Consider the following 25,271-nt stretch of genomic DNA (forward strand, 5'->3'; position numbering starts at 1 on the left):
AACCTTGACGGGCGCCACAGGATGGAAAAAGAGTGAAGGGGCCGGAGTGAGGCTCCGGCAGGTAGGGGATCAGACGTCGAACGGGGAGTGGGCGTCGAGCACGGCCTGAATCACATTCAGCGCGCCCTGATGGTTGTTATCGTCGGTAGTGTAACGGCTGACCGCTTTAATGCTTTCTGCCGCATTGCCCATCGCAAATGAATATTTCACCAGCTTCAGCATTTCCGCATCGTTGCCGCTGTCGCCAATGCCGACGCACGCCTGCGGGGAGACTTTCCAGCGTTTCAGCAGACGACTGATGCCGTTGGCTTTGTGCAGGCCCGGGATAATCAAATCGACAAAACCGAAGCCGCTGGTAACCGGCTTCATGATGCCGTCCAGGGAGACATGCAGTTTATCGACCAGGTTCGGGATATCGCTGTCCGGCAGGTTCAGGGAGAATTTAAACAGCACGTCGTCAATGTCGCGGTAATCGCTGATGGGTTTTAAGCGATGGTAGTGTTTCGACATCAGCTTCACGAACGCTTCTGGAGCCTTATCGCTGACGTACGCGCTCTCCAGCCCGCAGGCCACAAAATTCAGCCCTTTGTCTTTCAGTAGTTCACCAATTACGATCTGCGACTCATGACGCGTTAGCTCACCGTGGAAAATCTGTTCGCCGTGGTCGAACACCAGCGCGCCGTTTTCCGCGACGAAGGAGATCTGATCTTTCAGCTCCGGGAAAAAGGAGATGAGCTGGTAATACTGGTTGCCGCTGGCGACAACAAATTCGATGTTACGGGCTTTAAGCTGCTCAAACTGTGCCTGGAAGCGGTCACGATCGTACTGCTTGGCATCATCAAGGAAAGTTCCGTCCATATCGGTGACGATAACTTTTACGGTCATACTGTGCTCCTGGGTCACTGCGTTTTGAAACATTCTAATAACAAGGTGACGGGGAGCACAAATTTAATTTCGAATGAAAGTCAGAAAGCCGGGTGGCGGCTTCGCCTTACCCGGCCTACGGGGAGACAATGTAGGCCTGGTAAGCGAAGCGCCACCGGGCGTTTTTTTACAGTGTATGCTCGGTACGGGCAATAATATCGTCCTGCGCATCCGGTGACAGGGCGGTGAAGAACGCCGAGTAACCCGCGACGCGCACCACCAGGTCACGATACTGATCAGGGTGTTTCTTCGCTTCCAGCAGCGTTTCGCGCGAGACAATGTTGTACTGAATATGCCAGCCCTTATGCACCTCGAAGAAGGTGCGCAGCAGCACCATCAGCTTCTGGCGATCGCTGTCGTTTTCCAGCGTCGACGGGTTCAGCTTCTGGTTAAGCAGCACGCCGCCGAGGATCGCTTCCGTCGGCAGTTTACCCACGGAGCCAATCACCGCCGTCGGGCCGAGGTGGTCGGTACCGGAGGCCGGGCTTGCCCCTTCCGCCAGCGGGGTGTGCGCTTTACGTCCGTCCGGCGTCGCCATGGTTGCTGCGCCAAACGGCACGTTTGCGGAGATAGACGACGTGCCCGCGTAGTAGTTACCCCCAATTGGGCCACGGCCGTAGCGTGGGTTGTGATACTGCTTCAGTTCTTCAATGTAGGTTTCGTAGGCACGGGTCAGCAGCAGGTCCACGCTGTCGTCGTCGTTGCCGTACTTCGGCGCGCCGTTGATCAGGCGCTGGCGCAGCTGCTCGTGGGTCAGCCCCTCGAAGTCATCCGCCAGCGCCGCCGCCAGCTGTTGCTGACCGATAACGCCCTGGTCAAACACCAGCTTCTTCACCGCGGCCAGGCTGTTACCGAGGTTGGCGATCCCCACCTGAAGGCCGGAAACCCAGTCATACTTCGCGCCGCCCTGCTTAATGCTCTTCGCGCGTTCGATGCAGTCGTCCACCAGCGCCGAGCAGAGAATATCGTGGACGTTCTCTTCCAGCATGGTGTCCACCACGTACTCGATCTCAATGGATTTGCGGGTGTAGTAGCGGATCTGGTTATCCCACGCCGCCATCACTTCGTCGAAATTGCCGAAATTACCGGCCGAAAGCGCTTTTTCCTGCGGCAGGAATACCTGGCCGCTGGTGGCATCGCGACCGCCTTCCAGCGCTGCCAGCATCACGCGGGCGAAGTTGATAAAGCTCATGCCGGTGCAGCGATAGCCCCACTTTCCGCCGACGGCGGTTTCGATGCAGCCAATCGCCGCATAGTCATACGCGTCCTCTCGTTCCACGCCGAGCTTGATAAATTCCGGGATGACGATTTCATCGTTGTTAAACGCCGGCATCCCGAAGCCGCAGCGGATCACCTGCACGCAGGCGTCGAGGAAGTCGTTGCTCATGCCAGCGTGGTAGCGCACGCTCAGGTTTGGCTGGGTGGAGCGCAGACGGCCGCAGGATTCCAGAATTGCGTAGGAGAGCGGGTTGACCGCGTCCATTGGCTCGCCGTTGACCAGCTTCTGGCCGCCGATGGTGACGTTCTGATACAGCGGGCTGCCCGCAGAGGCTTTGGAGTGCGAGCCGGAGCGGATTTTGTTCACCTCCAGCAGCTTCAGCCAGCAGCTGTGCAGTAGCTCGATGGCGTGCTCGCGATCCAGGCTCTGGTCCAGCTCCACGTCGCGGCGATAGTACGGGTAAAGGTACTGGTCCATACGGGCAAAGGAGACGGAGTGACCGTTGGACTCAATTTGCAGGATCAGCTGAATGAAGTAGCACAGCTGTAGCGCCTGCCAGAAGGTTTTTGGCGGCTGGTGGGCGATGATGTCGCAGTTTTCCGCCATCGCCAGCAGCTCGTCGCGGCGGCTGTCGCGGGTTTCGCTGGCGGCCATCTCACGTGCCAGATCGGCGAAGCGCCTGATGTGCAGGCTTACGGCTTCCAGCACGATATCAATGGCTTTCAGGAACTGATCGCCGTGCAGATCGTCCAGTACCGTCAGGTTGATGCGCGAGCGGCGCTCGGCTACTTTCGCGCGCAGGCCGTCGAGCCCTTTCTCCAGCACCAGCGGGAAATTCACCGCCAGGTGTGCGTCACCGGAGGTCATGTTGCCTTCCGCTTTGATGATGCCGGTTTCCAGCAGGCCCTTCTGCTCGTCGGTAAACATACCGTAGCAGCGATCCTGTACCGTCTGGCCGCGCCACCACGGGCAGATTTCATGCAGAACGCGTTTATTCTCTTCGCTCACCGCAAAGCCTGCACCTGGACGGTCCGCCAGATCGTCAATCTCTTTCTCAATCCAGGAGACGGTATATTCCGGGAAGATCGGCGCGGCACGCACTTCGCTGGCCTGGTTACCGATAATCAGCTCGTCGTGCTTGATCCAGATGGTACGTTTTGCCAGGTGGTGGGCAAGGGCCAGCGCGCGACGTACCGGGATCGGCTTGTCCAGATGCTGCTGATACATTTCGGTATAGTGCTGCGCGCGTTCAGTACAGACCGGCGGCTTAACGATATGCACCAGAGCCGTTTTGTGCGCCTTGATGCGCTCGCTGAGGGTGTTGAGATTCAGGGTGGTCATAAGTTTATCCTCGTAAGGTCGCGGTTAACCCTTTCTGGCAGGCATACTGCTGCGCGAAGTCCAGCAGGGCAGGGTTATCCAGCGGTTTGTCAGGGGCAGAGTAGGGTTGGCCGAGCAGGGTGTATTTGTTCATGCCCAGCGTGTGATACGGCAGATAATGAATATCATCGACGCCGAGTTCATCGGCGGCGAAGTTGGTAATGGCGGTAACCGACGCTTCATCGGCGTTAAAGCCCTGGATCAGCGGCACGCGGATGGTGATCTTCTTCCCGACGGTAGCCAGGCGCTTCAGGTTGTCCAGGATCCGCTTAGCAGAACCATCGGTCCACTGCTTGAACACCTCGCCGTCGACATGTTTCAGATCCGCCAGGAACAGATCGACATACGGCAGTGAAGGCTCGATATAATGCCAGGGCACGTGAAGGCAGGTTTCAACCGCAGTATGAATGCCTTGTTCATGGCTGGCTTTAAACAGGGCGTGCGCCAGGTCAGGATTCATAAACGGCTCGCCGCCGGAAAGGGTGATCCCGCCGCCGCTGCGGTCGTAGAAGGGCTTGTCGCGCAGCACGGTGGCCATAATCTCCTCCACCTGCTTCTCTTCACCGCAGACGGTAAGCGCCTGCGTCGGGCAGCAGTCGGTGAGGGCAGTGAGCGTCTCTTCGCTTAATTTTTCACGATGGATGATCAACTCGTTCAGCGCGCGTTCAACACACCCTGGCGCGGCCTGCTGACACAGGTCACAGCCGTCCAGACACAGACGGGCGTCAAACAGGACGTCCCGCGTGCGGGAGCGGCTTTCCGGGTTCTGGCACCAGCGACAGCCCAGCGAGCAGCCTTTCAGGAACACCACGGTTCGAATACCGGGGCCGTCGTGGGTGGAGTAACGCTGTATGTTGAAGATCATTTTTTTGCCCTCTGATTACATATGAAGATTAAATTACTTTCGAATGAAAGTTATCTTGATATGGGTCAATTCATGAGCAGGTTTTCTCGTGATAGGGTAAATGCAGGCTAATTTTGAGGGTGACATCATGGAACTTTATCTCGACACATCTGACGTTGCGGCAGTCAAAAAGCTGGCGCGTATCTTCCCGCTGGCGGGCGTGACCACTAACCCAAGCATTGTGGCGGCGGGTAAAACGCCTTTGGAAGAACTGCTGCCCGCGCTGCACGACGCGCTGGGCGGCAGGGGCCGGCTGTTCGCCCAGGTGATGGCGAAGACCGCCGAGGGGATGGTGGAAGACGCACGTAAGCTGCGCGCGATAATCAATGACCTGGTGGTGAAAGTGCCCGTGACCGCTGAAGGGCTGGCGGCGATCAAAATGCTGAAAGCAGAAGGGATCCCGACCCTGGGTACCGCGGTATACGGCGCAGCGCAGGGGATGCTCTCCGCGCTGGCGGGTGCTGAGTATGTGGCCCCTTATGTAAACCGCGTGGACGCGCAGGGCGGGGACGGGATCCAGACCGTGATTGAACTGCAACAATTGCTGACGCTGCACGCACCGCAGTCAAAAGTGCTAGCCGCGAGCTTTAAAACGCCGCGCCAGGCGCTGGACTGCCTGCTGGCAGGGTGCGAGTCCATCACGCTGCCGCTGGACGTGGCGCAGCAGTTTATTACCTCTCCGGCAGTAGATGCGGCAATTGTGAAGTTTGAGCAGGACTGGCAGGGGGCGTTTGGGCGGACGTCTATTTGATGCTGTTGCCGGGTGGCGCTAGCGCTTACCCGGCCTACGATTTTCTCCCTCTCCCTGTGGGAGAGGGCCGGGGTGAGGGCATCAGGCCGCAGCGGGGTTTAACCTCCGCACACCTCACACCCCGGATTACGCATCAGCTTCATTTCGCGGAACTGGCAGGTCATCGCGTCATATATCACGATTTTGCCCGCTGCGGGCGTGCCGTAATGCGCCAGCACCTTAATCGCCTCCATCGCCTGCAAGGAACCAATCACCCCAACCAGCGGCGCCATCACGCCCGCCTCGACGCAGGTCAGCGCATTCTCGCCAAACAGACGGCTCAGGCAGCGGTAGCAGGGCTCTCCCTCAACGTAGGTGAAAACGCTGATTTGCCCCTCCATGCGGATGGCCGCGCCGGAAATTAGCGGCGTTTTATGGGCAAAGCAGCCCGCATTGAGCTGGTTGCGAACGGCGACGTTATCGGTGCAGTCCAGCACCAGGTGATGCCGAGCAATCTGCGCAAACAGCGCGTCGTCATCCAGCATCGCGTCAATCAGGGTGAACTGAACGTTGGGGTTAATTCGCGCCAGCGCCGTGCGCGCAGATTCCACTTTCGGCTGACCAACCGTCGCGTCGCTGTGCAGCGTCTGGCGTTGCAGGTTCGACACCGACACGGTATCGAAATCCAGTAGCGTCATGCGGCCGACGCCCGCCGCAGCCAGATATTGCGCCGCCGCGCAGCCCAGCCCGCCAAGGCCGACAACCAGCACGCTGGCCGCCTTGAGCGCTTCCTGACCCTCGAAATCAAACCCGCGCAGCACGATCTGGCGGTTGTAGCGCATCATCTCCGGGTCGCTCAGTTCCACCGTCATGTCAGCCTCCGAACAGGTGGTTAAAGCGTTCCACTTCAACCCATTCGTCCGCCTCAACGTGGCCGCGATCGCGCTCCAGCACGATAAAGCAGTTACCCTGGCTGAAGGAGCTAAAGATGTGCGAACCCTGATGCCCGGTGGTGCTCACCTCCAGCTCGCCATCGGCGTTGCGCGCCAGAATGCCGCGCTGGAAATCGAGACGGCCCGGAGATTTTTTGAGGCGCGTTGCCGTCCGCACGCGCACACGTTCCGGCAGCGGGTCGGCATTGTTGCCTGAAAGCTTCGCCAGCAGCGGGATCACCAGCTGGTAGAAGGTCAGCGCGGCAGAGACCGGGTTACCCGGCAGGCCACAGAACCAGCTGTGCGGAAGTTTGCCAAACGCGAACGGTTTGCCCGGTTTAATCGCCAGCTTCCAGAAGGCGATTTCACCCAGCTCTTCAAGCAGGGTTTTGGTGTAATCCGCTTCGCCAACCGATACGCCGCCAGAGCTGATCACCACGTCGGCAGAGGCGTCCGCGTCGATAAACGCCGTGCGCAGTTTCTCCGGATCGTCAGGAATGATGCCGAGGTTAATCACCTCGCAGCCCAGTTGCTCAAGCATCAGGTGCACCGCCAGACGGTTGGTGTCGTAAATCTGCCCCTCGTTCAGCGGCTGACCCGGAAGCTGTAGCTCGTCTCCCGTTGAGAACACCGCCACGCGTACCTTGCGGACAACGTCAATCTCCGCGATGCCAAGCGATGCCAGCACCGGCAGTTCGGCGACCGTCAGTTTTTGCCCGGCGGCAAAGACCGTTGCGCCGAGGGTAATGTCTTCCCCGATGTGGCGGATATTCTGTCCCGCTTTGACGCTGGCGGTAAAACGCACGCCGTCGTCCGTTAGTTCGGTCTCTTCCTGCATCACCACGGCTTCACAGCCCTTTGGCACCGGCGCGCCGGTCATAATGCGCACGCAGGTGCCCGCTGGCCACTCACCGTTGAACGGCTGCCCGGCAAAGGCTTTACCTGCCACCGGCAGCGGCTGACCCGTTTGCAAATCCGCCAGACGTACGGCATAGCCGTCCATCGCCGCGTTATCGAACCCCGGCACGTTCAGCGGCGAGACGATATCGCGCGCGGCAATACGGCCAAAACAGCGCACAAGCGGCAGCGTCTCAACGTCGTGCAGGGGAGTAATACGATCAAGCATCTGCGAGAGTGCCGTCTCAAGCGGCATCAGTCCGGCGGTAAAATCCATGGTGGGCTCCTGCGGAGTAACAACGAAAGCGCTCATTATGGCAGAAAAGTGCGGCTAACTGTATGACCCGATGGGTGTACGCTTTACATCACAGTTGCGTCTTTCTATATTCAAAAATCATCTGAAGATTCGTCGACGATAATGATATTTATAGAAAAAGCAGCCAGCCAGGCTGATGGGTGATGCGAAATGAGTAAAGCGGTTATCGCAATTCATGGCGGTGCCGGGGCAATCACCCGTGCACAGCTCAGTCCCGAGCAGGAGAAGCGTTATATTGATGCGCTGAACGCCATTGTGGAAACAGGCCAGCGCATGCTGGAAGCGGGCGAAAGCGCGCTGGACGTGGTGACCGAAGCGGTGCGCCTGCTGGAGGAGTGTCCGCTGTTTAATGCCGGTATTGGCTCGGTCTTTACGCGCGATGAAACGCATGAACTGGATGCCTGCGTGATGGACGGTATCACCCTGAAAGCGGGGGCGGTGGCGGGCGTCAGCCGACTGCGCAATCCCGTGCTGGCCGCGCGTCTGGTGATGGATCAAAGCCCGCATGTGCTGCTGACCGGGGCGGGGGCGGAGAAATTTGCCGTCGAGCACGGGATGGATACGGTCTCGCCCGATCTTTTTTCCACCGAGGAGCGTTACCGGCAGTTGCTGGAGGCCCGTACAGCGGGGATGACGCAGCTGGACCATGCCGCGCCGCTCGATGAACGCAGCAAAATGGGCACGGTAGGCGCGGTGGCGCTGGATAAAGCCGGTAACCTCGCCGCCGCGACGTCGACAGGCGGTATGACCAACAAGCTTCCCGGACGCGTCGGCGACAGTCCGCTGCCGGGGGCCGGGTGTTACGCCAATAACGCCACCGCGGCGGTGTCATGCACCGGCACCGGCGAAGTGTTTATCCGCGCGCTGGCGGCCTACGACATTACCGCGCTAATGGATTACGGCGGATTAAGCCTGAGTGAGGCCTGCGAGCGGGTGGTAATGGAGAAACTGCCAGCCCTGGGCGGAGAAGGTGGCTTAATCGCGGTGGATCGGGAGGGCAACGTGGCGCTGCCGTTCAACAGTGAAGGGATGTACCGGGCGTGGGGGTATGCCGGCGATGCGCCCAGCACAGGCATTTATCGTGAATAAGGGGGCATTGCGTGCCGCACAGTGAAGAGCTGGACAACTGCGAAGTGCTGGCTGTCCACCAACTGAATATTGCCTTTCAGGAAGAGCGGCAGTTCATCCCTGCAGTACAGAATTTATCGTTTTCGCTCAGGCGCGGCGAGACGCTGGCGATTGTCGGCGAGTCCGGATCCGGTAAATCGGTTACCGCGCTGGCGCTGATGCGTCTGCTTGAGCAGACGGGCGGGCAGGTCACCAGCGAGCGGATGCTGTTGCGCCGTCGCAACCGTCAGGTTATCGATCTCAACGAGCTGAGCGCGTCCCGGATGCAGGGGGTGCGCGGGGCGGATATTGCGATGATTTTTCAGGAGCCGATGACCTCCCTGAACCCGGTCTTCCCGGTGGGCGAGCAGATTGCCGAATCTATCCGCCTGCATCAGGGATTGAGCGGTGATGAGGCGCTCAACGAAGCTAAACGGATGCTGGAGCTGGTACGTATCCCTGAGGCGCACGCGATTTTGTCCCGCTATCCGCATCAGCTTTCCGGTGGCATGCGCCAGCGGGTGATGATTGCGATGGCGCTGTCGTGCCGTCCGGCGGTGCTCATTGCGGACGAACCCACCACGGCGCTGGATGTCACCATTCAGGCCCAGATCCTGCAACTGATTAAGGTGTTGCAGCAGGAGATGGAGATGGGGGTGATATTCATCACCCACGATATGGGGGTGGTGGCGGATATTGCCGATCGGGTGCTGGTTATGCATCAGGGCAATGCCGTGGAAACCGGCACGGTGGAGCAGGTCTTTCATGCGCCGGTGCATCCTTATACTAAAGCGCTGCTGGCGGCGGTCCCGCGTCTGGGCGCCATGAATGGCAGTGATTTTCCGCGCCGTTTTCCGCTGTTCTCTCAGACCGAACAGGGCCAGCAGGAAGACGAAACCGAGCAGAACACGGTGGTTTCCGGCAGGCCGATCCTTGAAGTGCGTGAACTGGTGACCCGTTTCCCGCTGCGCAGCGGGATCCTTAACCGCGTGAAGCGCGAAGTGCATGCGGTTGAATACGTCAGTTTTGATCTCTGGCCGGGCGAAACGCTGGCGCTGGTGGGGGAGTCCGGCTGCGGTAAATCCACCACCGGGCGGGCGCTGCTCAGGCTGGTTGAGTCGCAGGAGGGGAGCATCACCTTCAACGGTGAGCGCATCGATACACTCCCCAATGGTAAATTGCAGGCGGTACGCCGGGATATTCAGTTTATTTTTCAGGATCCTTATGCGTCGCTCGATCCGCGCCATACGGTGGGGTACTCGATTATGGAGCCGCTGCGGGTGCACAACCTGCTCGACGGTGAAGCCGCGCAGCGCCGCGTCGCGTGGCTGCTGGAGCGCGTGGGCCTGAAACCGGAGCATGCCTGGCGTTATCCGCACGAATTTTCTGGCGGTCAGCGACAGCGTATCTGCATAGCCCGGGCATTGGCCCTGAATCCGAAAGTGGTGATTGCGGATGAGTCCGTATCAGCGCTGGATGTCTCCATCCGCGCGCAAATCATCAATCTCCTGCTCGATTTACAGCGGGATTTGGGCATTGCGTTTCTGTTTATCTCTCACGATATGGCGGTGGTTGAGCGGATCAGCCATCGCGTGGCGGTGATGTACATGGGGCAAATTGTTGAAATTGGCCCCCGTCGGGCGGTATTTGAAAACCCGCAGCATCCGTACACCCGCAAGCTGATGGCCGCCGTACCGGTTGCCGATCCTGAGCATCGTCACGCCCAGCGCGTGCTGTTGCAGGACGAAATGCCGAGCAATATTCGTAAACGGGGCGAAACTCTGGAGCGCGTGGCGCTGCGTGAAGTCGGTCCCGGTCATTTTGTCGCACCCCCGCGTCAGGGCAATGCATTCTCGCGGTTATAACTTACAACAGGCAGGAGAACACAATGGTTCCTTTTGTTGCTCGTCAATGGCTGCTTGCCGCGAGCGTGACGGCTGCGCTGGCCGCCGCCCCCGCGATCGCGGCGAAAGACGTGGTGGTGGCTGTGGGGTCTAACTTCACGACGCTGGATCCGTATGATGCTAACGACACCCTTTCTCAGGCGGTGGCAAAATCCTTCTACCAGGGGCTGTTCGGCCTGGACCGCGAGATGAAGCTGAAAAACGTGCTGGCGGAAGGCTATACCGTGTCGGACGACGGGCTGGTCTATACCGTTAAGCTCCGTACCGGCGTGAAGTTCCAGGACGGCACCGACTTCAACGCCGAGGCGGTTAAGGTCAACCTGGACCGAGCCAGCAATCCGGAAAACGGTCTTAAGCGCTATAACCTGTATAAAAATATCGCCCAAACCGAGGTGGTTGATCCGGCGACGGTGAAGATCACCCTCAAAGAGCCGTTCTCGGCGTTTATCAATATCCTGGCGCATCCCGCGACGGTGATGATTTCCCCTGCGGCGTTGAAGAAATACGGCAAAGAGATTGGCTTCCACCCGGTGGGGACCGGACCGTACGAACTGCTTACCTGGAACCAGACCGATTTTGTGAAGGTGAAGAAATTCGCCGGATACTGGCAGCCGGGGCTGCCGAAGCTGGATACCCTCACCTGGCGGCCGGTCGTGGACAACAATACCCGCGCCGCGATGCTGCAAACCGGCGAAGCGCAGTTTGCCTTCCCGATCCCCTACGAACAGGCAGCGTTGCTGGCGAAAAACAGCAAGCTGGAGCTGGTGGCCAGCCCGTCGATTATGCAGCGCTACATCAGCATGAACGTCACGCAGAAACCGTTTGATAACCCGAAGGTGCGCGAAGCCATCAACTACGCCATTAACCGCCAGGCACTGGTGAAGGTGGCCTTTGCCGGCTACGCCACCCCGGCGACGGGCGTGATGCCGCCAACCATTGAGTACGCGCAGAGCTATCAGCCGTGGCCGTACGATCCGGCGAAAGCGCGGGAACTGCTGAAAGAGGCGGGCTATCCGAACGGCTTTAGCACCACGCTGTGGTCGTCGCATAACCACAGTACCGCGCAGAAGGTGCTGCAATTTACCCAGCAGCAGCTGGCGCAGGTGGGCATTAAAGCCAGGGTCACGGCGATGGATGCCGGACAGCGCGCGGCGGAAGTGGAAGGCAAAGGACAGAAAGAGAGCGGCGTGCGGATGTTCTACACCGGCTGGACGGCTTCAACCGGTGAAGCGGACTGGTCCCTGTCGCCGCTGTTTGCTTCCCAGAACTGGCCGCCAACGCTGTTCAATACCGCGTTCTACAGTAATCCGCAGGTGGATAAGGATCTGGCCGATGCCCTGAAAACCACCAAACCGGAAGAGAAAGCGCGCCTGTACAAAGAGGCGCAGGACATTATCTGGAAAGAGTCGCCGTGGGTGCCGCTGGTGGTGGAAAAACTGGTCTCAGCCCACAATAAAGCGCTGACCGGTTTTTACATCATGCCGGATACGGGCTTTAGCTTTGACGACGCGGATCTAAAATAAAACTCATGCTGAATTATGTGTGTAAACGCCTGCTGGGGCTTATCCCGACGCTGCTGATTGTGGCCGTGCTGGTGTTTTTGTTTGTCCACATGCTGCCCGGCGATCCGGCGCGTTTGATTGCCGGACCGGAAGCGGATGCGACGGTTATCGAACTGGTACGTCAACAGCTCGGTCTTGATCAGCCGCTGTATCGGCAATTTCTGCGCTACATTGGCAATGTCCTTCAGGGCGATTTCGGCATCTCGATGGTGTCGCGTCGTCCGGTGTCGGAGGAGATTGCCAGCCGCTTTATGCCCACCTTCTGGTTAACGATTGCCAGTATGAGCTGGGCGGTTGTGTTTGGCCTGGGCGCGGGAATCGTTGCCGCCGTCTGGCGCAACCGCTGGCCGGATAAGCTCGGTATGGCGCTGGCAGTCACCGGTATCTCTTTCCCGGCGTTTGCGCTGGGTATGCTGCTGATGCAGATTTTCTCCGTCGAGCTGGGCTGGTTGCCCACCGTCGGGGCCGACACCTGGAAGCACTACATTCTGCCCTCTATGACGCTTGGCGCAGCCGTTGCGGCAGTGATGGCCCGTTTCACCCGCGCCTCCTTTGTCGACGTGCTGAGCGAAGATTACATTCGCACCGCGCGGGCAAAAGGGGTGAGTGAGAAATGGGTCATTCTGAAGCATGGTTTTCGTAATGCGATGATCCCGGTGGTCACGATGATGGGGCTACAGTTCGGCTTCCTGCTGGGCGGTTCTATCGTGGTTGAGAAGGTCTTTAACTGGCCGGGGCTGGGGCGCCTGCTGGTCGACTCGGTCGATATGCGTGACTATCCGGTTATTCAGGCTGAAGTTCTGCTTTTCTCGCTGGAGTTTATTCTTATCAACTTAGTGGTGGACGTGCTGTACGCCGCCATTAACCCGGCCATCAGGTATAAGTAAGATGCGATTACTGAACTGGCGTCGCCAGGCCATTTTAAACGCTATGCCGGGGATCAGGCCGGACCATATTCGCACCCCGTGGGTTGAGTTCTGGCGTCGATTCCGTCGTCAGCCCGTCGCTATGGTCGCCGGGTTGTTTGTGTTACTGCTGATCCTGGTGGCGATTATCGCCCCCTGGATAGCCCCGTTTGATGCGGAAAATTACTTCGATTACGACCGGCTGAACGATGGACCGTCGATGATGCACTGGTTTGGCGTGGACTCGCTCGGGCGCGATATTTTTAGCCGCGTGCTGGTAGGGGCGCAGATCTCGCTGGCGGCCGGGGTCTTTGCGGTGCTGATGGGCGCAGCGATTGGCACCGTGTTTGGGCTGGTGGCCGGGTACTATGAAGGCTGGTGGGACCGCATCATCATGCGTATCTGCGACGTGCTGTTTGCCTTTCCCGGTATTCTGCTGGCGATTGCCGTGGTGGCGGTGATGGGCAGCGGCATGGCGAACGTCATCATCGCCGTGGCGGTATTCACGATTCCCGCTTTCGCGCGCCTGGTACGTGGCAACACGCTGGTGCTGAAGCAGCAGACCTTTATCGAGTCGGCCCGCAGCATGGGAGCCAGCGATGCCACAATCCTGTTCAGCCATATTCTGCCGGGAACGGTCTCGTCTATCGTGGTCTATTTCACCATGCGCATAGGCGTGTCGATTATCTCGGCGGCCAGCCTGTCGTTTCTGGGGTTAGGCGCACAGCCGCCGACGCCGGAGTGGGGCGCGATGCTGAACGAGGCGCGGGCGGATATGGTGATCGCCCCGCACGTGGCGATCTTCCCGAGCCTGGCCATTTTCCTGACCGTGCTGGCGTTTAACCTGCTGGGCGATGGGCTGCGCGACGCGCTGGATCCGCGGATTAAGGGGTAGGTTTTTGCAGGAACTTACCCCTCACCCTAACCCTCTCCCCTGAGGGGAGAGGGGACTGCTCGGTGCGGTCTGTTCCCCCTCGCCCCTTTGGGGGAGGGCCGGGGTGAGGGGTTAAAGATTAAACCCGGCTGCCCCACAAATCATACTCGTCGGCGTTTTCAACCTTCACGCGAATAATATCGCCCGGCTTGACGTTGGTTTCCCCGTTCAGGTACACCGCGCCGTCGATTTCAGGCGCATCCGCCATGCTGCGGCCAATCGCGCCTTCTTCGTCCACTTCGTCGATAATGACCAGAATTTCGCGGCCCACTTTCTCCTGCAAGCGTTCAGCAGAGATCTGCTGTTGCAGCTGCATAAAGCGGTTCCAGCGTTCCTCTTTGACCTCTTCCGGTACCTGGTCCGCCAGCTCGTTGGCCGTTGCGCCTTCAACCGGGCTGTACTTGAAGCAGCCCACGCGATCCAGACGCGCTTCTTTCAGGAAGTCGAGCAGCATCTGGAAATCTTCTTCGGTTTCACCCGGGAAGCCAACGATGAAGGTGGAGCGCAGGGTCAGATCCGGGCAGATTTCGCGCCACTGCTTGATGCGCGCCAGCTGGCGGTCAACGGATCCAGGACGCTTCATCAGCTTCAGAATGCGCGGGCTGGCGTGCTGTAACGGGATATCCAGATACGGCAGGATTTTGCCTTCCGCCATCAGCGGAATCACGTCGTCAACGTGCGGGTAAGGGTAGACGTAGTGCAGACGCGTCCAGATCCCGAGCTTAGCAAGCTGCTCGCACAGGCCGACCATGCTGGTTTTTACCGGCTCGCCGTTGTGGAAACCGGAGCGGTGTTTGACGTCCACGCCGTAGGCGGAGGTGTCCTGGGAGATGACCAGTAACTCCTTCACGCCCGCGTCGGCCAGGCGTTTGGCTTCTGCCAGCACCTCGCCAATCGGACGGCTCACCAGATCGCCACGCATCGACGGGATGATGCAGAAGGTGCAGCGATGGTTGCAGCCTTCGGAAATTTTCAGGTAAGCATAGTGGCGCGGCGTCAGCTTCACGCCCTGCTCCGGCACCAGGCTCAGGAACGGGTTGTGCTTTGGCTTTGGTACGTAGTGATGAACATGTTCCAGCACCTGCTCGTAGCTGTGCGGGCCGGTGATCTCCAGTACCTTCGGGTGCACTTCGCGGATCTGATCCACCTTCGCGCCCAGGCAGCCGGTGACAATCACTTTGCCATTTTCCGTCAGGGCTTCACCAATGGCTTCCAGTGACTCCTGGACCGCGCTGTCGATGAACCCGCAGGTGTTGACGATCACCATGTCGGCGTTGTCGTAGCTTGGCACCACGTCATAGCCTTCAGTGCGAAGTTCAGTCAGGATGCGTTCGGAATCCACCAGGTTCTTCGGGCAGCCCAGGGAGACAAAGCCGATTTTCGGCGGGTGCGTAACATTGCTCATAGGTTAAAAATTCATCAATTATGGAGTTATCAGGGCGGGATTTTACAGCGTATCGCGGGGGATTTATACACTCTTGATGGCGCAGTTGAGGCGGGCAATCGTTGTAACATTGTAAAGAATGTTAATCAGTTATCGTTTATTGATCTCAGGCATCACATTGTACAAAAAATGACCTTATTATTAATAGGGTAACATGGCTGACAGAGGAGGAAATAGCATGTCCGTTGACAGACTGAAACGCGATCTGCTTAACAAGCTGATCAACGCCCGAATCGACCTGGCTGCATATCTGCAACTCCGCAAGGCGAAAGGGTATATGTCAGTCAGCGAAAGCGAAAATCTGCGTGATAATTTCTTTGAACTTTGCAATTTCATGCGTGAAAAAGCACCCATCCTGAAAGCGCACTGCGCTGAAAACGAACTAGTGGCGCTGCGCCGCGCCGCCGAGGTGCTTTCCATCGCCGGGGTCTGTTTGATGAACGGACGTCACGACTGCCCGAATTTTATTGCCGTTAACGCGGAGAAGCTTGAAAACTGCCTGACCACGCTCGCGCTTTGCATCATGTGTCTGAACAAGCCGGAAACGCTTGCCCGACACTGAACCGGGGGAGGCAACTCCCCCTTTTGATTAAGCTTTTGTAAAAGTGTTAACGCACCCGGGAACAGTGGCTAATCTTTAAGCCATATGCCGATAAAGGAGTGCGTTATGCCTCGATCCTCGCTGCTTTTCCTCCCTGTACTGTTATTCCCGCTTTCGCTGCTTGCGGCGCCCGAGACGGTTAAGGTCGACGTGCTACAGACAAAACTGGATCACCCCTGGTCGCTGGCGTTTCTGCCTGATAATAAGGGGCTGCTGATCACGCTAAAAGACGGGCAGCTTAAGCACTGGCAGGCAGGGAAAGGGCTCTCCGATCCGATTGTCGGCGTGCCGAAGGTCTGGGCGAGCGGCCAGGGCGGATTGCTGGACGTGGTGCTGGCCCCGGATTTTGAACAATCACGGCGGATCTGGCTCAGCTTCGCCGAGGCGGGTGATGATGGAAAAGCGGGCACCGCGGTGGGCTACGGGCGGTTGAGCGATGACCTCTCGCGCATTGAGGGCTTCCAGGTGGTGTTCCGACAGATGCCGAAGCTCTCTACTGGCAACCACTTTGGCGGACGGCTGGTGTTCGACGGCAAAGGCCATCTCTTTATTGGCTTAGGTGAAAACAACCAGCGCCCGACGGCGCAGGATCTGGATAAGCTTCAGGGTAAGGTGGTGCGCCTGACGGAGGACGGGAAAGTGCCGCCGGATAACCCGTTTGTGAACACCGCCGGTGCACGGCCTGAAATCTGGTCTTACGGCATTCGCAACCCGCAGGGGATGGCGATGAACCCGTGGAGCGACGCGCTGTGGCTTAATGAACACGGCCCTCGCGGCGGGGATGAGATCAACATTCCTGAAAAAGGCAAAAACTACGGCTGGCCGATGGCGACGCACGGGATCAACTACAGCGGCCTGAAAATCCCGGAAGCGAAAGGCGAGCACGTTGAGGGCACTGAAAAACCGCTGTTTGTCTGGAAAGTGTCGCCCGCCGTCAGCGGCATGGCGTTCTACAACAGCGACGTCTTCCCGCAATGGAAAAACAAGCTGTTTATCGGCGCGCTGAAGGAGAAAGACGTCATCGTGCTGAGCGTGAAGGGCAATACCGTGACGGAGGACGGGCGCATTCTTGGGGATAAAGATCATCGAATTCGCGATGTGCGCGTCGGGCCGGATGGTTATCTGTACGTGCTGACCGACGAGACGGACGGGCAGCTTTGGAAAGTCAGCCCGTCCGGGTCGTAATCAGGTCACCGGGATCATCACCACGTTGCGATACGCCGGGCGCTCGCTGAGCTGCTGGATCCAGCGCTGAAGGTGAGGGCGCGGGGTCCAGCTGAGACCCATGTTAGTGAGGTTCCAGACGAAAGGGGCGACGGCGATATCGCCCACGCCGAACGTGTCGCCGGAGAACCAGGTATGCTTCGCCAGTTCGTCGTCCATCATCGCAAACAGCGACTCGCACGCGTCCTGGGCGGCATGAATGGCGGGATAATCACGATCGGCTTCCGGCGTACGGATAAGCCCCATCAGGATCACGCGGTGCGTTGGGGAAAGCGTCTGGTTTGCCCAGTCCATCCATTTTTCGCCCTGCGCGCGCTGGGCTGGATTTTCTACCCACAGCCGACCCTGGCCGTACTGCGCGGCGAGGTATCGCACGATGGTGTTAGACTCCCACAGCGTGGCGTCTGTCTCGTCATCGCGCAGTAGCGGCACCAGTCCGTTTGGGTTCATCGCCAGGTAGTCCGCGTCTTTATTCACGCCAAACTCCAGGCCCGCCATAACCTGCTTAAACGGTAAATCCAGCTCTTCCAGCGTCCAGAGCACTTTTTTCACGTTGGTCGAATTGTTCCTGCCCCACAGCGTAATCATATTTACTCCCGATGAGATGTGAATCCGAGTCAGCTTTTCGCCATGGTGAGATAAACCTAACAATTACGCAACAGATGCTAAAAAAAACACCGCAATCAAAGCGTATCTGAATGTTATTGCATAAACTTTAAAAACTTTACCTGGAACAGGTTTCTTTGAAGGCTGTAGTGCGCTATTACTCATCGCTTCTTGCGACACGGTGATTGTGACGTGATTTTTAGAATGGACACTCGGGTGGCATTTATGACGCAAAAAATTTCCTCTCTGCGCAGCCTGGCGGCAGGCTCGGCGCTGCTTTTCCTTTTTGCCCCAACGCTCCATGCGGCGGAACAGACAGCGCCCGAAGCGCCGCCTGTTGATGCGCGCGCCTGGATCCTGATGGATTACGCCAGCGGGAAAGTGCTGGCGGAAGGTAACGCCGACGAGAAACTCGACCCGGCGAGCCTGACGAAAATTATGACCAGCTATGTGGTCGGCCAGGCGTTGAAAGCGGGCAAGATCAAGCTGAATGACATGGTCACCGTCGGGAAAGATGCCTGGGCGACCGGTAATCCGGCGCTGCGCGGCTCGTCCGTGATGTTCCTGAAGCCTGGCGACCAGGTCTCCGTGTCCGATCTGAATAAAGGGGTCATTATTCAGTCGGGAAATGATGCCTGTATTGCGCTGGCCGATTACGTCGCGGGCAGTCAGGACTCATTTATTGGGCTGATGAATGGCTACGCGAAAAAACTGGGTCTGACCAATACCACTTTTAAAACTGTTCACGGCCTGGATGCGCCGGGTCAGTTCAGTACCGCGCGCGATATGGCGCTGCTGGGCAAAGCGCTGATCCATGACGTGCCGGATGAGTACGCTATCCATAAAGAGAAAGAATTTACCTTCAACAATATCCGCCAGCCTAACCGTAACCGTCTACTGTGGAGTAGCAACGTTAACGTGGACGGCATGAAAACCGGTACAACTGCCGGGGCCGGATACAACCTGGTGGCTTCTGCGACGCAGGGCGATATGCGCCTGATCTCAGTGGTGCTGGGAACGAAAACCGACCGAATTCGTTTTAACGAATCCGAAAAACTGCTGACCTGGGGTTTCCGCTTCTTTGAAACCGTCACGCCGATTAAGCCGGACGCTACCTTCGTGAGTCAGCGCGTCTGGTTTGGTGATAAAAGTGAAGTGAACCTGGGAGCGGGTGAAGCGGGTTCCGTCACCATTCCACGCGGTCAGCTGAAAAACCTGAAAGCCAGCTATACCCTGACCGAGCCACAGCTCACCGCACCGCTGAAAAAAGGTCAGGTGGTCGGGACGATAGATTTCCAGCTTAACGGCAAATCTATTGAGCAGCGTCCGCTGGTGGTAATGGAAGCGGTGGAAGAGGGCGGCTTCTTCAGCCGGATGTGGGACTTTGTGTTAATGAAATTCCACGGCTGGTTTGGCAGCTGGTTCAGCTAAGTTTTTGCCGGGTGGCGGCTTCGCCTTACCCGGCCTACAACGGCTCGAACGTAGGCCGGGTAAGCGCAGCGCCACCCGGCATAACCTCAATACATCAACTTCACCTTCTGCGCTTTCGCGTATGCCACCAGCTCGTCATCCGGGCGGCAATCACTGACGATGGCGTCAAAGCGCGACAGTTCTCCCATCCTTGCAGGACGGACCTTGCCAAATTTACTGTGATCAACCACCAGCACATGCTGCTGCGCGGCGTTGAGCGCCCACTGTTTCACCGGTAACTCTTCAAGATTAAAACAGGTTGCCCCCTGTTTCACATTCACGCCCGCCGCAGAGTAAAAGGCGATATCAGGGCATACATTGCTCAGCGTGTCCTGAATATTTAGCGGCTTGAAGATGGCGTTGCTGGCATGAAACTCGCCGCCACACAAAATCACCCGGCAGGCTGGTTTCTCCTGCAAGGCCAGGAAGGTATTTAGCGAATAACAGACGGCGGTAAAGGGAACGGTGCTGTCGATGGCCTCGATGATCCACGGGGTTGTCGTACCGCAGTCAAAAAACAGCGTTTGATGCGGCTGCACCAGCGAGGCGGCGAGCCGCGCGGCTTTGCGCTTCTCTTCCACCAGGCGTGTTTTTTGATCGCTTAACAGATAATGGCTGGCGCTACGCGGCTCCAGAACAATATACCCGCCAAGCAGCACAACGGGGGCGCTGTCGCTGTTCAGATCGCGACGAATGGTCATTTCAGACACGCCAAGCAGGGAAGCGGCTTCCTTAAGATGCAGCTTATCGCTGCGCTTCAGCGCCTGAAGCAGCTGAGCAATGCGGTCATCGCGACGTGTTTCCATAGATCCTCGGGCTAAAAAAGTGAGCCCCCGCAGGGCGGGGGCTCAAGTGTAACCTGACGGACCGGGGTTAGTCACGTATCCAGCCTTTGCGGATCGGAAGGGCAAACAGAACGCGATAGGCCTGTGATAATCCACGATAAAGCGCCGGGCCAAAAAGGCTCCACAGGATGGCTGCGCTGACGCAGCCCATCAGCCCCACCAGGAAACCGCCGACCATATCCAGCGGCCAGTGCACCCCCAGGTAGACGCGGGACCAGGCGATGGCGACTGCCACGCCCATCAGCACTACGCCGGACCACAGGCGATGCCAGAACAGGAAGGCCAGCGCAAAGGTGAAGATCACCGTGCCGTGATCGCTCGGGAACGAGTCATCCGGCGCATGGTGCAGGAAGTTGTAGCCGACGCGATCGACAAACGGACGATCGTGCGGGAAGGCGTGACCCAGCACGTAGCTTGCCAGCACGCTCACGCCAATTGCCATCGCCATTTTGATCACCAGATGGCGCTGGGCGGTGACCTGTGTACGAGGTCCCCATAACCAGAGGATCACCGCCAGCGCCGGTACAATGCTAATCAGATCTTTCGCAATGAATGTGGCGAGATCGATCATCCATTCCGGTGACGACGGTGTGGCGTTGAGCAGGTAAAACAGTTCGTAGTTCAGATTTTCTAACATAATCTCGTTACTCTTTAGCAAACCGGGCGGAAACCAGCCCGTAAACCAGCACCTGGGAAAACCAGACCCACCACCCGGCCCACAGGTTGTGAGAGAAAAAATGCGCGCCGCGCATGACCTGCCCGAAGCCCATCACCAGCCCCATAACAACGCCTGACGCGACAAAGGACCATGCCAGGCGCGGACGTTCACGCCAGAAGGCAAAAAACAGCCCCATCACCATAAACCCGCTGGAGGCGTGGCCGCCGGGAAAGCAGCGTCCCGGTCCGCTGTCTGCCGGAACGGCGCTGAACAGGGGATACGAAACGGACCTGCCGCCATATTCCACCAGATCCCACGGACAGCTGTGGTGGCTTATGCTTTTCAGCACCCCTACTACCAGCGCACCCAGCCCCATCAGAAGCGCGGCCGTTACCAGTCGGGCATTGCGTTTGTAAGCGCCGTAAATCAGCGATGCGGCAGCGATAACAATGGTCACATATTTCGCCAGCCGATGGTTCAGCAGATCCAGCAACGGGTTTTGCTGTAGCGGAAAATGATGCGCCGCTGCGTCATACCAGAAACCGGTTATCCATCGGTCAAGCGATTCATCGCGCGAAAGCCAGGTAAAAAGCACCGCAAGGGCAATAAGCACGAAAAGTTGATAACCATAAAAGCGGGGAGGCAAACGGTAAAGACGTTTTGTCTTATTTGTCGGTAACTTAGATAATTCTGAAGGGCTGACGGCGTGTGTCATAGTTTCGGTCAATAACGTGAAATAGCACTATCATAGGGAGGGCAACTTAAGGAAACCTTAAACAACAACGATAAGTGCGTTATTTCTGTTTTTTCACGTTAATTTGCTATCTCAGACAGCGGCAATTCATTACACTCATCGCGATTTTTTCATACTAAAGAGATTGCATGATAAACCGTTCTTCTTCCGGTAATCGTCTGGGTCGTCAGGCGTTACTTTTTCCTCTGTGTCTGGTGCTTTACGAATTCTCTACCTACATCGGCAACGACATGATCCAGCCCGGCATGCTGGCTGTGGTTGAGCAGTACAACGCAGGTATTGAGTGGGTACCGACATCCATGACCGCCTATCTGGCGGGCGGCATGTTTTTACAGTGGCTGTTAGGGCCGCTGTCGGATCGTATTGGCCGCCGTCCGGTGATGCTGACGGGCGTAGTGTGGTTTATCGTCACCTGTCTCACCACGCTGCTGGCGCAGAGTATTGAGCAGTTCACACTGCTGCGTTTCCTTCAGGGCGTGAGCCTGTGCTTTATTGGCGCCGTGGGCTATGCCGCTATTCAGGAGTCGTTTGAGGAGGCGGTGTGTATCAAAATTACCGCGCTGATGGCAAACGTGGCACTGATTGCACCGCTTCTTGGGCCGCTGGTGGGAGCCGCATGGGTTCACGTCGCGCCGTGGGAGGGGATGTTCGTCCTCTTTGCCGCGCTTGCGGCTATCTCTTTCTTTGGCCTGCACCGTGCGATGCCGGAAACCGCCACCCGCCTGGGCGAAAAGCTCTCGCTTAAAGAGCTGGGGCGGGATTATAAGGCAGTGCTGAAAAATGGCCGTTTTGTCGCGGGCGCATTGGCGACGGGCTTTGTCAGCCTGCCACTGCTGGCGTGGATTGCCCAGTCGCCGGTCATTATCATCAGCGGCGAACAGCTTAGCAGCTATGAGTATGGCCTGTTACAGGTGCCGATTTTTGGCGCGCTGATTATCGGTAACCTGGTGCTGGCGCGTCTGACGTCGCGCCGTACCGTGCGTTCGCTGATTATTTTGGGCGGCTGGCCCATAGCGGCAGGGCTGATTATCGCGGCGGTGGCGACCGTAGCCTCGTCTCATGCGTACCTGTGGATGACGGCGGGGCTGAGTGTTTACGCGTTTGGTATCGGCGTGGCGAATGCTGGCCTGGTGCGCCTGACGCTGTTCGCCAGTGAAATGAGTAAAGGCACGGTGTCTGCCGCGATGGGGATGCTGCAAATGCTGATTTTCACCGTCGGTATTGAGGTGAGCAAGCATGCTTATGCGTTTGGCGGAAACGGGCTCTTCAGCCTGTTCAATCTCGCAAACGGTGTGCTGTGGGTAGGGCTGATGGTGGTGTTCCTGAAGGACAAACGCGTCGGAAGCGCACTGCAACCGTAATCCTTATTTCCTCTCCCTGTGGGCTGAGGGATCCCCACAAATTAATGCGAGCACTGAGCAATCCCCTCGCCCCTCCGGGGAGAGGGTTAGGGTGAGGGGAACATACGGCTGTGGTGGTCATTCCGTTCACTTTATGTTCCTTGCTACTCTGTAACGACATGACCGGTGAACGTGCCAGGGTGGCTCAGTCGCCACCACCCTGGCGACCCGGGCTCCCGGCGGTAAATCGCCGCTTCGCGGTGCCCTCGGCTTATTCCTTCCGGCTTATCGGGTACGGGCGGAGGCAACGTCCCTGTAAAGCCGCCCTCTCGGCGCATCCCTGCGCCTCGCCCCGGCCTGCAGGAAACGCCTTAGCGATTTACAGCCGGACCAGGGCATCGCTGACAGCCCTCAGTCATTTAGAAAGCAACTTTATTGCTTCTGCATAAAAAAATTACTGGGGATCCCTCAGCCCTGTGGGAGAGGGTTAGGGTGAGGGCACCAGACCGCACGGAATCAATTAAACGGCGCCTTCCCCTCCAGCACCATATCAATCACGTCCAGCACCCCTTCGTCATTATTGTTCGGCGCTTCATAGCGGGCCACAGCCTTTATATGCGGTCTGGCGTTGGCCATCGCGAAGCCAAACCCAGCCTGGCGCAGCATCTCCACGTCGTTACCGCTGTCGCCAAAGGCCACCACTTCACTGTCCTCAATGCCCCAGCGCGCTTGCAGGATCCGCAGGCCGTTAGCTTTGTGCACGCCAGGGATTATCAGGTCGATACTGCCGTGACCCGTGGTCACCGGCACCATGATGTCGCCAAGCTTCTCATGCAGCAGCGCCTGAATGCGCGGTATTTCGTCGTCAGAGACGTTAAGCCCGAACTTGAAGAAAATATCGTTGAGGTTGTCAAAGCTGCTGACGCTTTCAAGGCGGTGATAGTATTTCGCCGCAATCTCTTTGAAGAGGTCGTTATACGTTTTCAGCGTGTAGGCGCTGTTTTTTCCGCAGGCAATTATCTCAATGCCGGGCACGTCGTTTAACAGGGTGGCGACGGTCAGAAAATGCTCTTTCGACAGTTCGCCGTTAAACACGTCTTCGCCCGCATCCACCACCCAGCCGCCGTTTTCGGCGACGAAGGCGATTTCATGGGCGATCTCGGGGAAAAATGAGATCAACTGGTAGTACTGGTTTCCGCTGGCGACCACAAAACGGATGCCTTGCGCTTTCATGCGCGCGTACTGCGCCAGAAAACGCGCGCGATTATAGGTTTTCGCATCGCTCAGGAAGGAGCCATCCATGTCGACTGCAATCAGTTTAACGCTCATATCCCTTCTCCATTGTCGTTTGTTCTGCTTCCGGTTTTGCCACCGCACGCGCCACCAGGGCGGCAATAATCACTAACCCTAACACCACCAGCATGGCGCTGCGCAACCCGTAGTGCTCACCGAGGAATCCAAGCAACGGTGGCCCCACCAGGAAGGCAAGGTAGCCCGTGGTCGCCACAACGCTCACGCGCGTCGGCGCATCGGGACCGGTATCGCTGGCAGCGGAAATGGTCAGCGGGAAGCCAAGGGAGGCGCCCAGCCCCCACAGGATCACCGACACACCGGCAATCCAGTCCACATCCACAAAGATGATCATCGCTATGCCCAGCCCACCCAGCAGGGCGCTGGCACGGACGACCGCCACGCGGCTGTAACGGTCGATAAACCAGCCGCCGGTAAAGCGTCCGACGGTCATGCCGAGCGTAAATCCAGCGTAGATCAGCGAGCCGGAGGTGGGGCTAAATCCGTGCCCGTCCACCATCAGCAACGGTAGCCAGTCGTTGGCGGAGCCTTCAGCAAATGCCATCGCCAGCACCACTACGCCAATCAGCATTAGCTGGAAATCACGATAGAAGGGCAACCCTTTTGCCACAGACTTCTGTTCGTCCGAGGCGTGTTGTCCTGTGCCTGCGGGAATAGCCCTGATGCCGGTGAGGATCGGGATAATACAGACCAGCGCCGCCAGCAAAATGTGCACATTGGCCGCAATGCCCAGCGCCGTCAGCGCCATCCCCACGCCCGCGCCCGCCAGCGTGCCGAGACTGTAAAAGCCATGCATCATGGGCAGCACCGTTTTGTTCATCGCCTGTTCGACGGCGGCTCCCTCGACGTTAATGGCCACTTCAGCCGCACCAAAGCTGCCGCCAAATACCATCAGCCCAAGGGCAAACATCAGCGGCGAGGCGAACCACAGCGCCACGCTCAAAGCGAACATTCCCACCACGGCGCAGCACATGGTGGTACGGATCACCGCGCGCGTGCCAAAGCGCTTCACCAGCCAGGCCGAGCAGAGGATGCCGCTCATCGAGCCAATCGACAGGCCAAACAGCACGATCCCCATCTCCGCCGTCGAGACGGATAGCGTATCGCGGATTGCCGGGGTGCGCGTTGCCCAGGAAGCCATCAGCAGCCCGGGGATGAAGAAGAACATAAACAGCGCCCACATGCGCAGATGCAGGGCTTTGCGAGGAGAAGTTAGCGTCATTGGGATCAGCACCAGAAGTACAACAATAGCGACAACACTAGCAACTTTGTGTACATTTGTACATAAACCGGATGAGGATTTT

General features: G+C 58.0%; 22 protein-coding genes. 10 read left to right on the forward strand and 12 right to left on the reverse strand.

Annotated features, from left to right (window positions below; genetic code table 11):
* Window positions 1–69: 69 nt before the first annotated feature.
* The 3 genes from HWQ15_RS15405 to HWQ15_RS15415 all read right to left on the reverse strand — a co-directional run bounded on the left by HWQ15_RS15405 (window position 70) and on the right by HWQ15_RS15415 (window position 4,388).
* Entirely contained in the window at window positions 70–885 is an 816-nt protein-coding gene (locus HWQ15_RS15405; protein ID WP_023299662.1) for a Cof-type HAD-IIB family hydrolase, read from the reverse strand.
* A 166-nt stretch (window positions 886–1,051) separates the two neighbouring features.
* A complete protein-coding gene (locus tag HWQ15_RS15410; RefSeq protein ID WP_023299663.1) occupies window positions 1,052–3,484 on the reverse strand; it encodes a formate C-acetyltransferase/glycerol dehydratase family glycyl radical enzyme in 2,433 nt (810 codons plus the stop codon).
* Between the two features lie 4 nt (window positions 3,485–3,488).
* Complete coding sequence (locus HWQ15_RS15415) at window positions 3,489–4,388, reverse strand: glycyl-radical enzyme activating protein (protein ID WP_063216391.1); 900 nt, start codon at window positions 4,386–4,388, stop codon at window positions 3,489–3,491.
* Between the two features lie 127 nt (window positions 4,389–4,515).
* Here HWQ15_RS15415 and fsa point away from each other — a divergent pair, with 127 nt between their 5' ends.
* A complete protein-coding gene (fsa, locus tag HWQ15_RS15420) occupies window positions 4,516–5,178 on the forward strand; it encodes a fructose-6-phosphate aldolase (protein WP_048966437.1) in 663 nt (220 codons plus the stop codon).
* Window positions 5,179–5,276: 98 nt separating this feature from the next.
* Here fsa and moeB read toward each other — a convergent pair whose 3' ends face one another.
* Window positions 5,277–6,029: a molybdopterin-synthase adenylyltransferase MoeB gene (moeB, locus tag HWQ15_RS15425; RefSeq protein WP_063149504.1), complete on the reverse strand. Its 753-nt coding sequence runs from the start codon at window positions 6,027–6,029 to the stop codon at window positions 5,277–5,279.
* 1 nt (window position 6,030) lies between these two features.
* Window positions 6,031–7,263, reverse strand: a complete 1,233-nt coding sequence (moeA, locus tag HWQ15_RS15430) for a molybdopterin molybdotransferase MoeA (protein WP_063149503.1) — start codon at window positions 7,261–7,263, stop codon at window positions 6,031–6,033.
* Between the two features lie 189 nt (window positions 7,264–7,452).
* Between moeA and iaaA the strand changes: the two genes are divergently transcribed.
* From iaaA to gsiD, 5 genes are read left to right on the forward strand one after another with little or no spacing between them, the layout of a single operon-like run.
* Complete coding sequence (iaaA, locus tag HWQ15_RS15435; protein WP_023299667.1) at window positions 7,453–8,391, forward strand: beta-aspartyl-peptidase; 939 nt, start codon at window positions 7,453–7,455, stop codon at window positions 8,389–8,391.
* 11 nt (window positions 8,392–8,402) lie between these two features.
* Window positions 8,403–10,274 carry a glutathione ABC transporter ATP-binding protein GsiA gene (gene gsiA / locus HWQ15_RS15440; RefSeq protein ID WP_063149502.1) on the forward strand — a complete coding sequence of 624 codons (1,872 nt, stop codon included), beginning with the start codon at window positions 8,403–8,405 and terminating at the stop codon, window positions 10,272–10,274.
* 23 nt (window positions 10,275–10,297) lie between these two features.
* Window positions 10,298–11,836 carry a glutathione ABC transporter substrate-binding protein GsiB gene (gene gsiB / locus HWQ15_RS15445; RefSeq protein ID WP_063149501.1) on the forward strand — a complete coding sequence of 513 codons (1,539 nt, stop codon included), beginning with the start codon at window positions 10,298–10,300 and terminating at the stop codon, window positions 11,834–11,836.
* 5 nt (window positions 11,837–11,841) lie between these two features.
* Window positions 11,842–12,762 carry a glutathione ABC transporter permease GsiC gene (gene gsiC, locus HWQ15_RS15450; RefSeq protein WP_048966434.1) on the forward strand — a complete coding sequence of 307 codons (921 nt, stop codon included), beginning with the start codon at window positions 11,842–11,844 and terminating at the stop codon, window positions 12,760–12,762.
* A gap of 1 nt (window position 12,763) precedes the next feature.
* Window positions 12,764–13,675: a glutathione ABC transporter permease GsiD gene (gsiD, locus tag HWQ15_RS15455; RefSeq protein WP_048966435.1), complete on the forward strand. Its 912-nt coding sequence runs from the start codon at window positions 12,764–12,766 to the stop codon at window positions 13,673–13,675.
* Window positions 13,676–13,793: 118 nt separating this feature from the next.
* Here gsiD and rimO read toward each other — a convergent pair whose 3' ends face one another.
* A complete protein-coding gene (gene rimO / locus HWQ15_RS15460) occupies window positions 13,794–15,119 on the reverse strand; it encodes a 30S ribosomal protein S12 methylthiotransferase RimO (protein WP_022647549.1) in 1,326 nt (441 codons plus the stop codon).
* Window positions 15,120–15,336: 217 nt separating this feature from the next.
* On the opposite strand from rimO, the gene bssR reads away from it, so the two are divergent.
* Entirely contained in the window at window positions 15,337–15,720 is a 384-nt protein-coding gene (gene bssR, locus HWQ15_RS15465; RefSeq protein ID WP_063149500.1) for a biofilm formation regulator BssR, read from the forward strand.
* A 105-nt stretch (window positions 15,721–15,825) separates the two neighbouring features.
* Window positions 15,826–16,944, forward strand: a complete 1,119-nt coding sequence (locus HWQ15_RS15470; protein ID WP_063148416.1) for a PQQ-dependent sugar dehydrogenase — start codon at window positions 15,826–15,828, stop codon at window positions 16,942–16,944.
* Here the strand turns inward: HWQ15_RS15470 and HWQ15_RS15475 are convergent, their stop codons facing one another.
* Window positions 16,945–17,571, reverse strand: a complete 627-nt coding sequence (locus tag HWQ15_RS15475) for a glutathione S-transferase family protein (RefSeq protein ID WP_022647552.1) — start codon at window positions 17,569–17,571, stop codon at window positions 16,945–16,947.
* Between the two features lie 243 nt (window positions 17,572–17,814).
* Between HWQ15_RS15475 and dacC the strand changes: the two genes are divergently transcribed.
* On the forward strand, window positions 17,815–19,020 hold the full coding sequence (gene dacC, locus HWQ15_RS15480) for a serine-type D-Ala-D-Ala carboxypeptidase (RefSeq protein ID WP_063149514.1): 1,206 nt from the start codon (window positions 17,815–17,817) through the stop codon (window positions 19,018–19,020).
* Window positions 19,021–19,106: 86 nt separating this feature from the next.
* Here dacC and deoR read toward each other — a convergent pair whose 3' ends face one another.
* From deoR to HWQ15_RS15495, 3 genes are all read right to left on the reverse strand, one after another.
* Window positions 19,107–19,865 carry a DNA-binding transcriptional repressor DeoR gene (gene deoR / locus HWQ15_RS15485; RefSeq protein WP_063149499.1) on the reverse strand — a complete coding sequence of 253 codons (759 nt, stop codon included), beginning with the start codon at window positions 19,863–19,865 and terminating at the stop codon, window positions 19,107–19,109.
* A gap of 67 nt (window positions 19,866–19,932) precedes the next feature.
* The gene (gene ybjG, locus HWQ15_RS15490; protein ID WP_022647555.1) at window positions 19,933–20,541 is read right to left on the reverse strand and encodes an undecaprenyl-diphosphate phosphatase; all 609 of its coding nucleotides are present in this window, start codon (window positions 20,539–20,541) and stop codon (window positions 19,933–19,935) included.
* A 7-nt stretch (window positions 20,542–20,548) separates the two neighbouring features.
* Complete coding sequence (locus tag HWQ15_RS15495) at window positions 20,549–21,277, reverse strand: phosphatase PAP2 family protein (protein ID WP_048965570.1); 729 nt, start codon at window positions 21,275–21,277, stop codon at window positions 20,549–20,551.
* Window positions 21,278–21,444: 167 nt separating this feature from the next.
* On the opposite strand from HWQ15_RS15495, the gene HWQ15_RS15500 reads away from it, so the two are divergent.
* Complete coding sequence (locus HWQ15_RS15500) at window positions 21,445–22,677, forward strand: MFS transporter (RefSeq protein WP_063149498.1); 1,233 nt, start codon at window positions 21,445–21,447, stop codon at window positions 22,675–22,677.
* 495 nt (window positions 22,678–23,172) lie between these two features.
* Here HWQ15_RS15500 and HWQ15_RS15505 read toward each other — a convergent pair whose 3' ends face one another.
* Together HWQ15_RS15505 and HWQ15_RS15510 are read right to left on the reverse strand one after the other, a co-directional pair.
* Window positions 23,173–23,985, reverse strand: coding sequence for a Cof-type HAD-IIB family hydrolase (locus HWQ15_RS15505; RefSeq protein WP_022647558.1), 813 nt, complete (start codon window positions 23,983–23,985; stop codon window positions 23,173–23,175).
* Window positions 23,975–25,189, reverse strand: coding sequence for an MFS transporter (locus tag HWQ15_RS15510; protein ID WP_063149645.1), 1,215 nt, complete (start codon window positions 25,187–25,189; stop codon window positions 23,975–23,977). The genes HWQ15_RS15505 and HWQ15_RS15510 overlap by 11 nt, the downstream gene beginning before the upstream one ends.
* Window positions 25,190–25,271 lie beyond the last annotated feature (82 nt).

The sequence above is a fragment of the Enterobacter sp. DSM 30060 genome, assembly GCF_013375955.1.
GTDB lineage: Bacteria > Pseudomonadota > Gammaproteobacteria > Enterobacterales > Enterobacteriaceae > Enterobacter > Enterobacter intestinihominis.

Bases quoted from the DNA above. Each gene is read 5' to 3' on its own strand.
- HWQ15_RS15405 (WP_023299662.1), bottom strand. From the start codon at position 885: ATGACCGTAAAAGTTATCGTCACCGATATGGACGGAACTTTCCTTGAT.
- HWQ15_RS15410 (WP_023299663.1), bottom strand. From the start codon at position 3,484: ATGACCACCCTGAATCTCAACACCCTCAGCGAGCGCATCAAGGCGCAC.
- HWQ15_RS15415 (WP_063216391.1), bottom strand. From the start codon at position 4,388: ATGATCTTCAACATACAGCGTTACTCCACCCACGACGGCCCCGGTATT.
- fsa (WP_048966437.1), top strand. From the start codon at position 4,516: ATGGAACTTTATCTCGACACATCTGACGTTGCGGCAGTCAAAAAGCTG.
- moeB (WP_063149504.1), bottom strand. From the start codon at position 6,029: ATGACGGTGGAACTGAGCGACCCGGAGATGATGCGCTACAACCGCCAG.
- moeA (WP_063149503.1), bottom strand. From the start codon at position 7,263: ATGGATTTTACCGCCGGACTGATGCCGCTTGAGACGGCACTCTCGCAG.
- iaaA (WP_023299667.1), top strand. From the start codon at position 7,453: ATGAGTAAAGCGGTTATCGCAATTCATGGCGGTGCCGGGGCAATCACC.
- gsiB (WP_063149501.1), top strand. From the start codon at position 10,298: ATGGTTCCTTTTGTTGCTCGTCAATGGCTGCTTGCCGCGAGCGTGACG.
- gsiC (WP_048966434.1), top strand. From the start codon at position 11,842: ATGCTGAATTATGTGTGTAAACGCCTGCTGGGGCTTATCCCGACGCTG.
- gsiD (WP_048966435.1), top strand. From the start codon at position 12,764: ATGCGATTACTGAACTGGCGTCGCCAGGCCATTTTAAACGCTATGCCG.
- rimO (WP_022647549.1), bottom strand. From the start codon at position 15,119: ATGAGCAATGTTACGCACCCGCCGAAAATCGGCTTTGTCTCCCTGGGC.
- bssR (WP_063149500.1), top strand. From the start codon at position 15,337: ATGTCCGTTGACAGACTGAAACGCGATCTGCTTAACAAGCTGATCAAC.
- HWQ15_RS15470 (WP_063148416.1), top strand. From the start codon at position 15,826: ATGCCTCGATCCTCGCTGCTTTTCCTCCCTGTACTGTTATTCCCGCTT.
- HWQ15_RS15475 (WP_022647552.1), bottom strand. From the start codon at position 17,571: ATGATTACGCTGTGGGGCAGGAACAATTCGACCAACGTGAAAAAAGTG.
- dacC (WP_063149514.1), top strand. From the start codon at position 17,815: ATGACGCAAAAAATTTCCTCTCTGCGCAGCCTGGCGGCAGGCTCGGCG.
- deoR (WP_063149499.1), bottom strand. From the start codon at position 19,865: ATGGAAACACGTCGCGATGACCGCATTGCTCAGCTGCTTCAGGCGCTG.
- ybjG (WP_022647555.1), bottom strand. From the start codon at position 20,541: ATGTTAGAAAATCTGAACTACGAACTGTTTTACCTGCTCAACGCCACA.
- HWQ15_RS15495 (WP_048965570.1), bottom strand. From the start codon at position 21,277: ATGACACACGCCGTCAGCCCTTCAGAATTATCTAAGTTACCGACAAAT.
- HWQ15_RS15500 (WP_063149498.1), top strand. From the start codon at position 21,445: ATGATAAACCGTTCTTCTTCCGGTAATCGTCTGGGTCGTCAGGCGTTA.
- HWQ15_RS15505 (WP_022647558.1), bottom strand. From the start codon at position 23,985: ATGAGCGTTAAACTGATTGCAGTCGACATGGATGGCTCCTTCCTGAGC.
- HWQ15_RS15510 (WP_063149645.1), bottom strand. From the start codon at position 25,189: ATGACGCTAACTTCTCCTCGCAAAGCCCTGCATCTGCGCATGTGGGCG.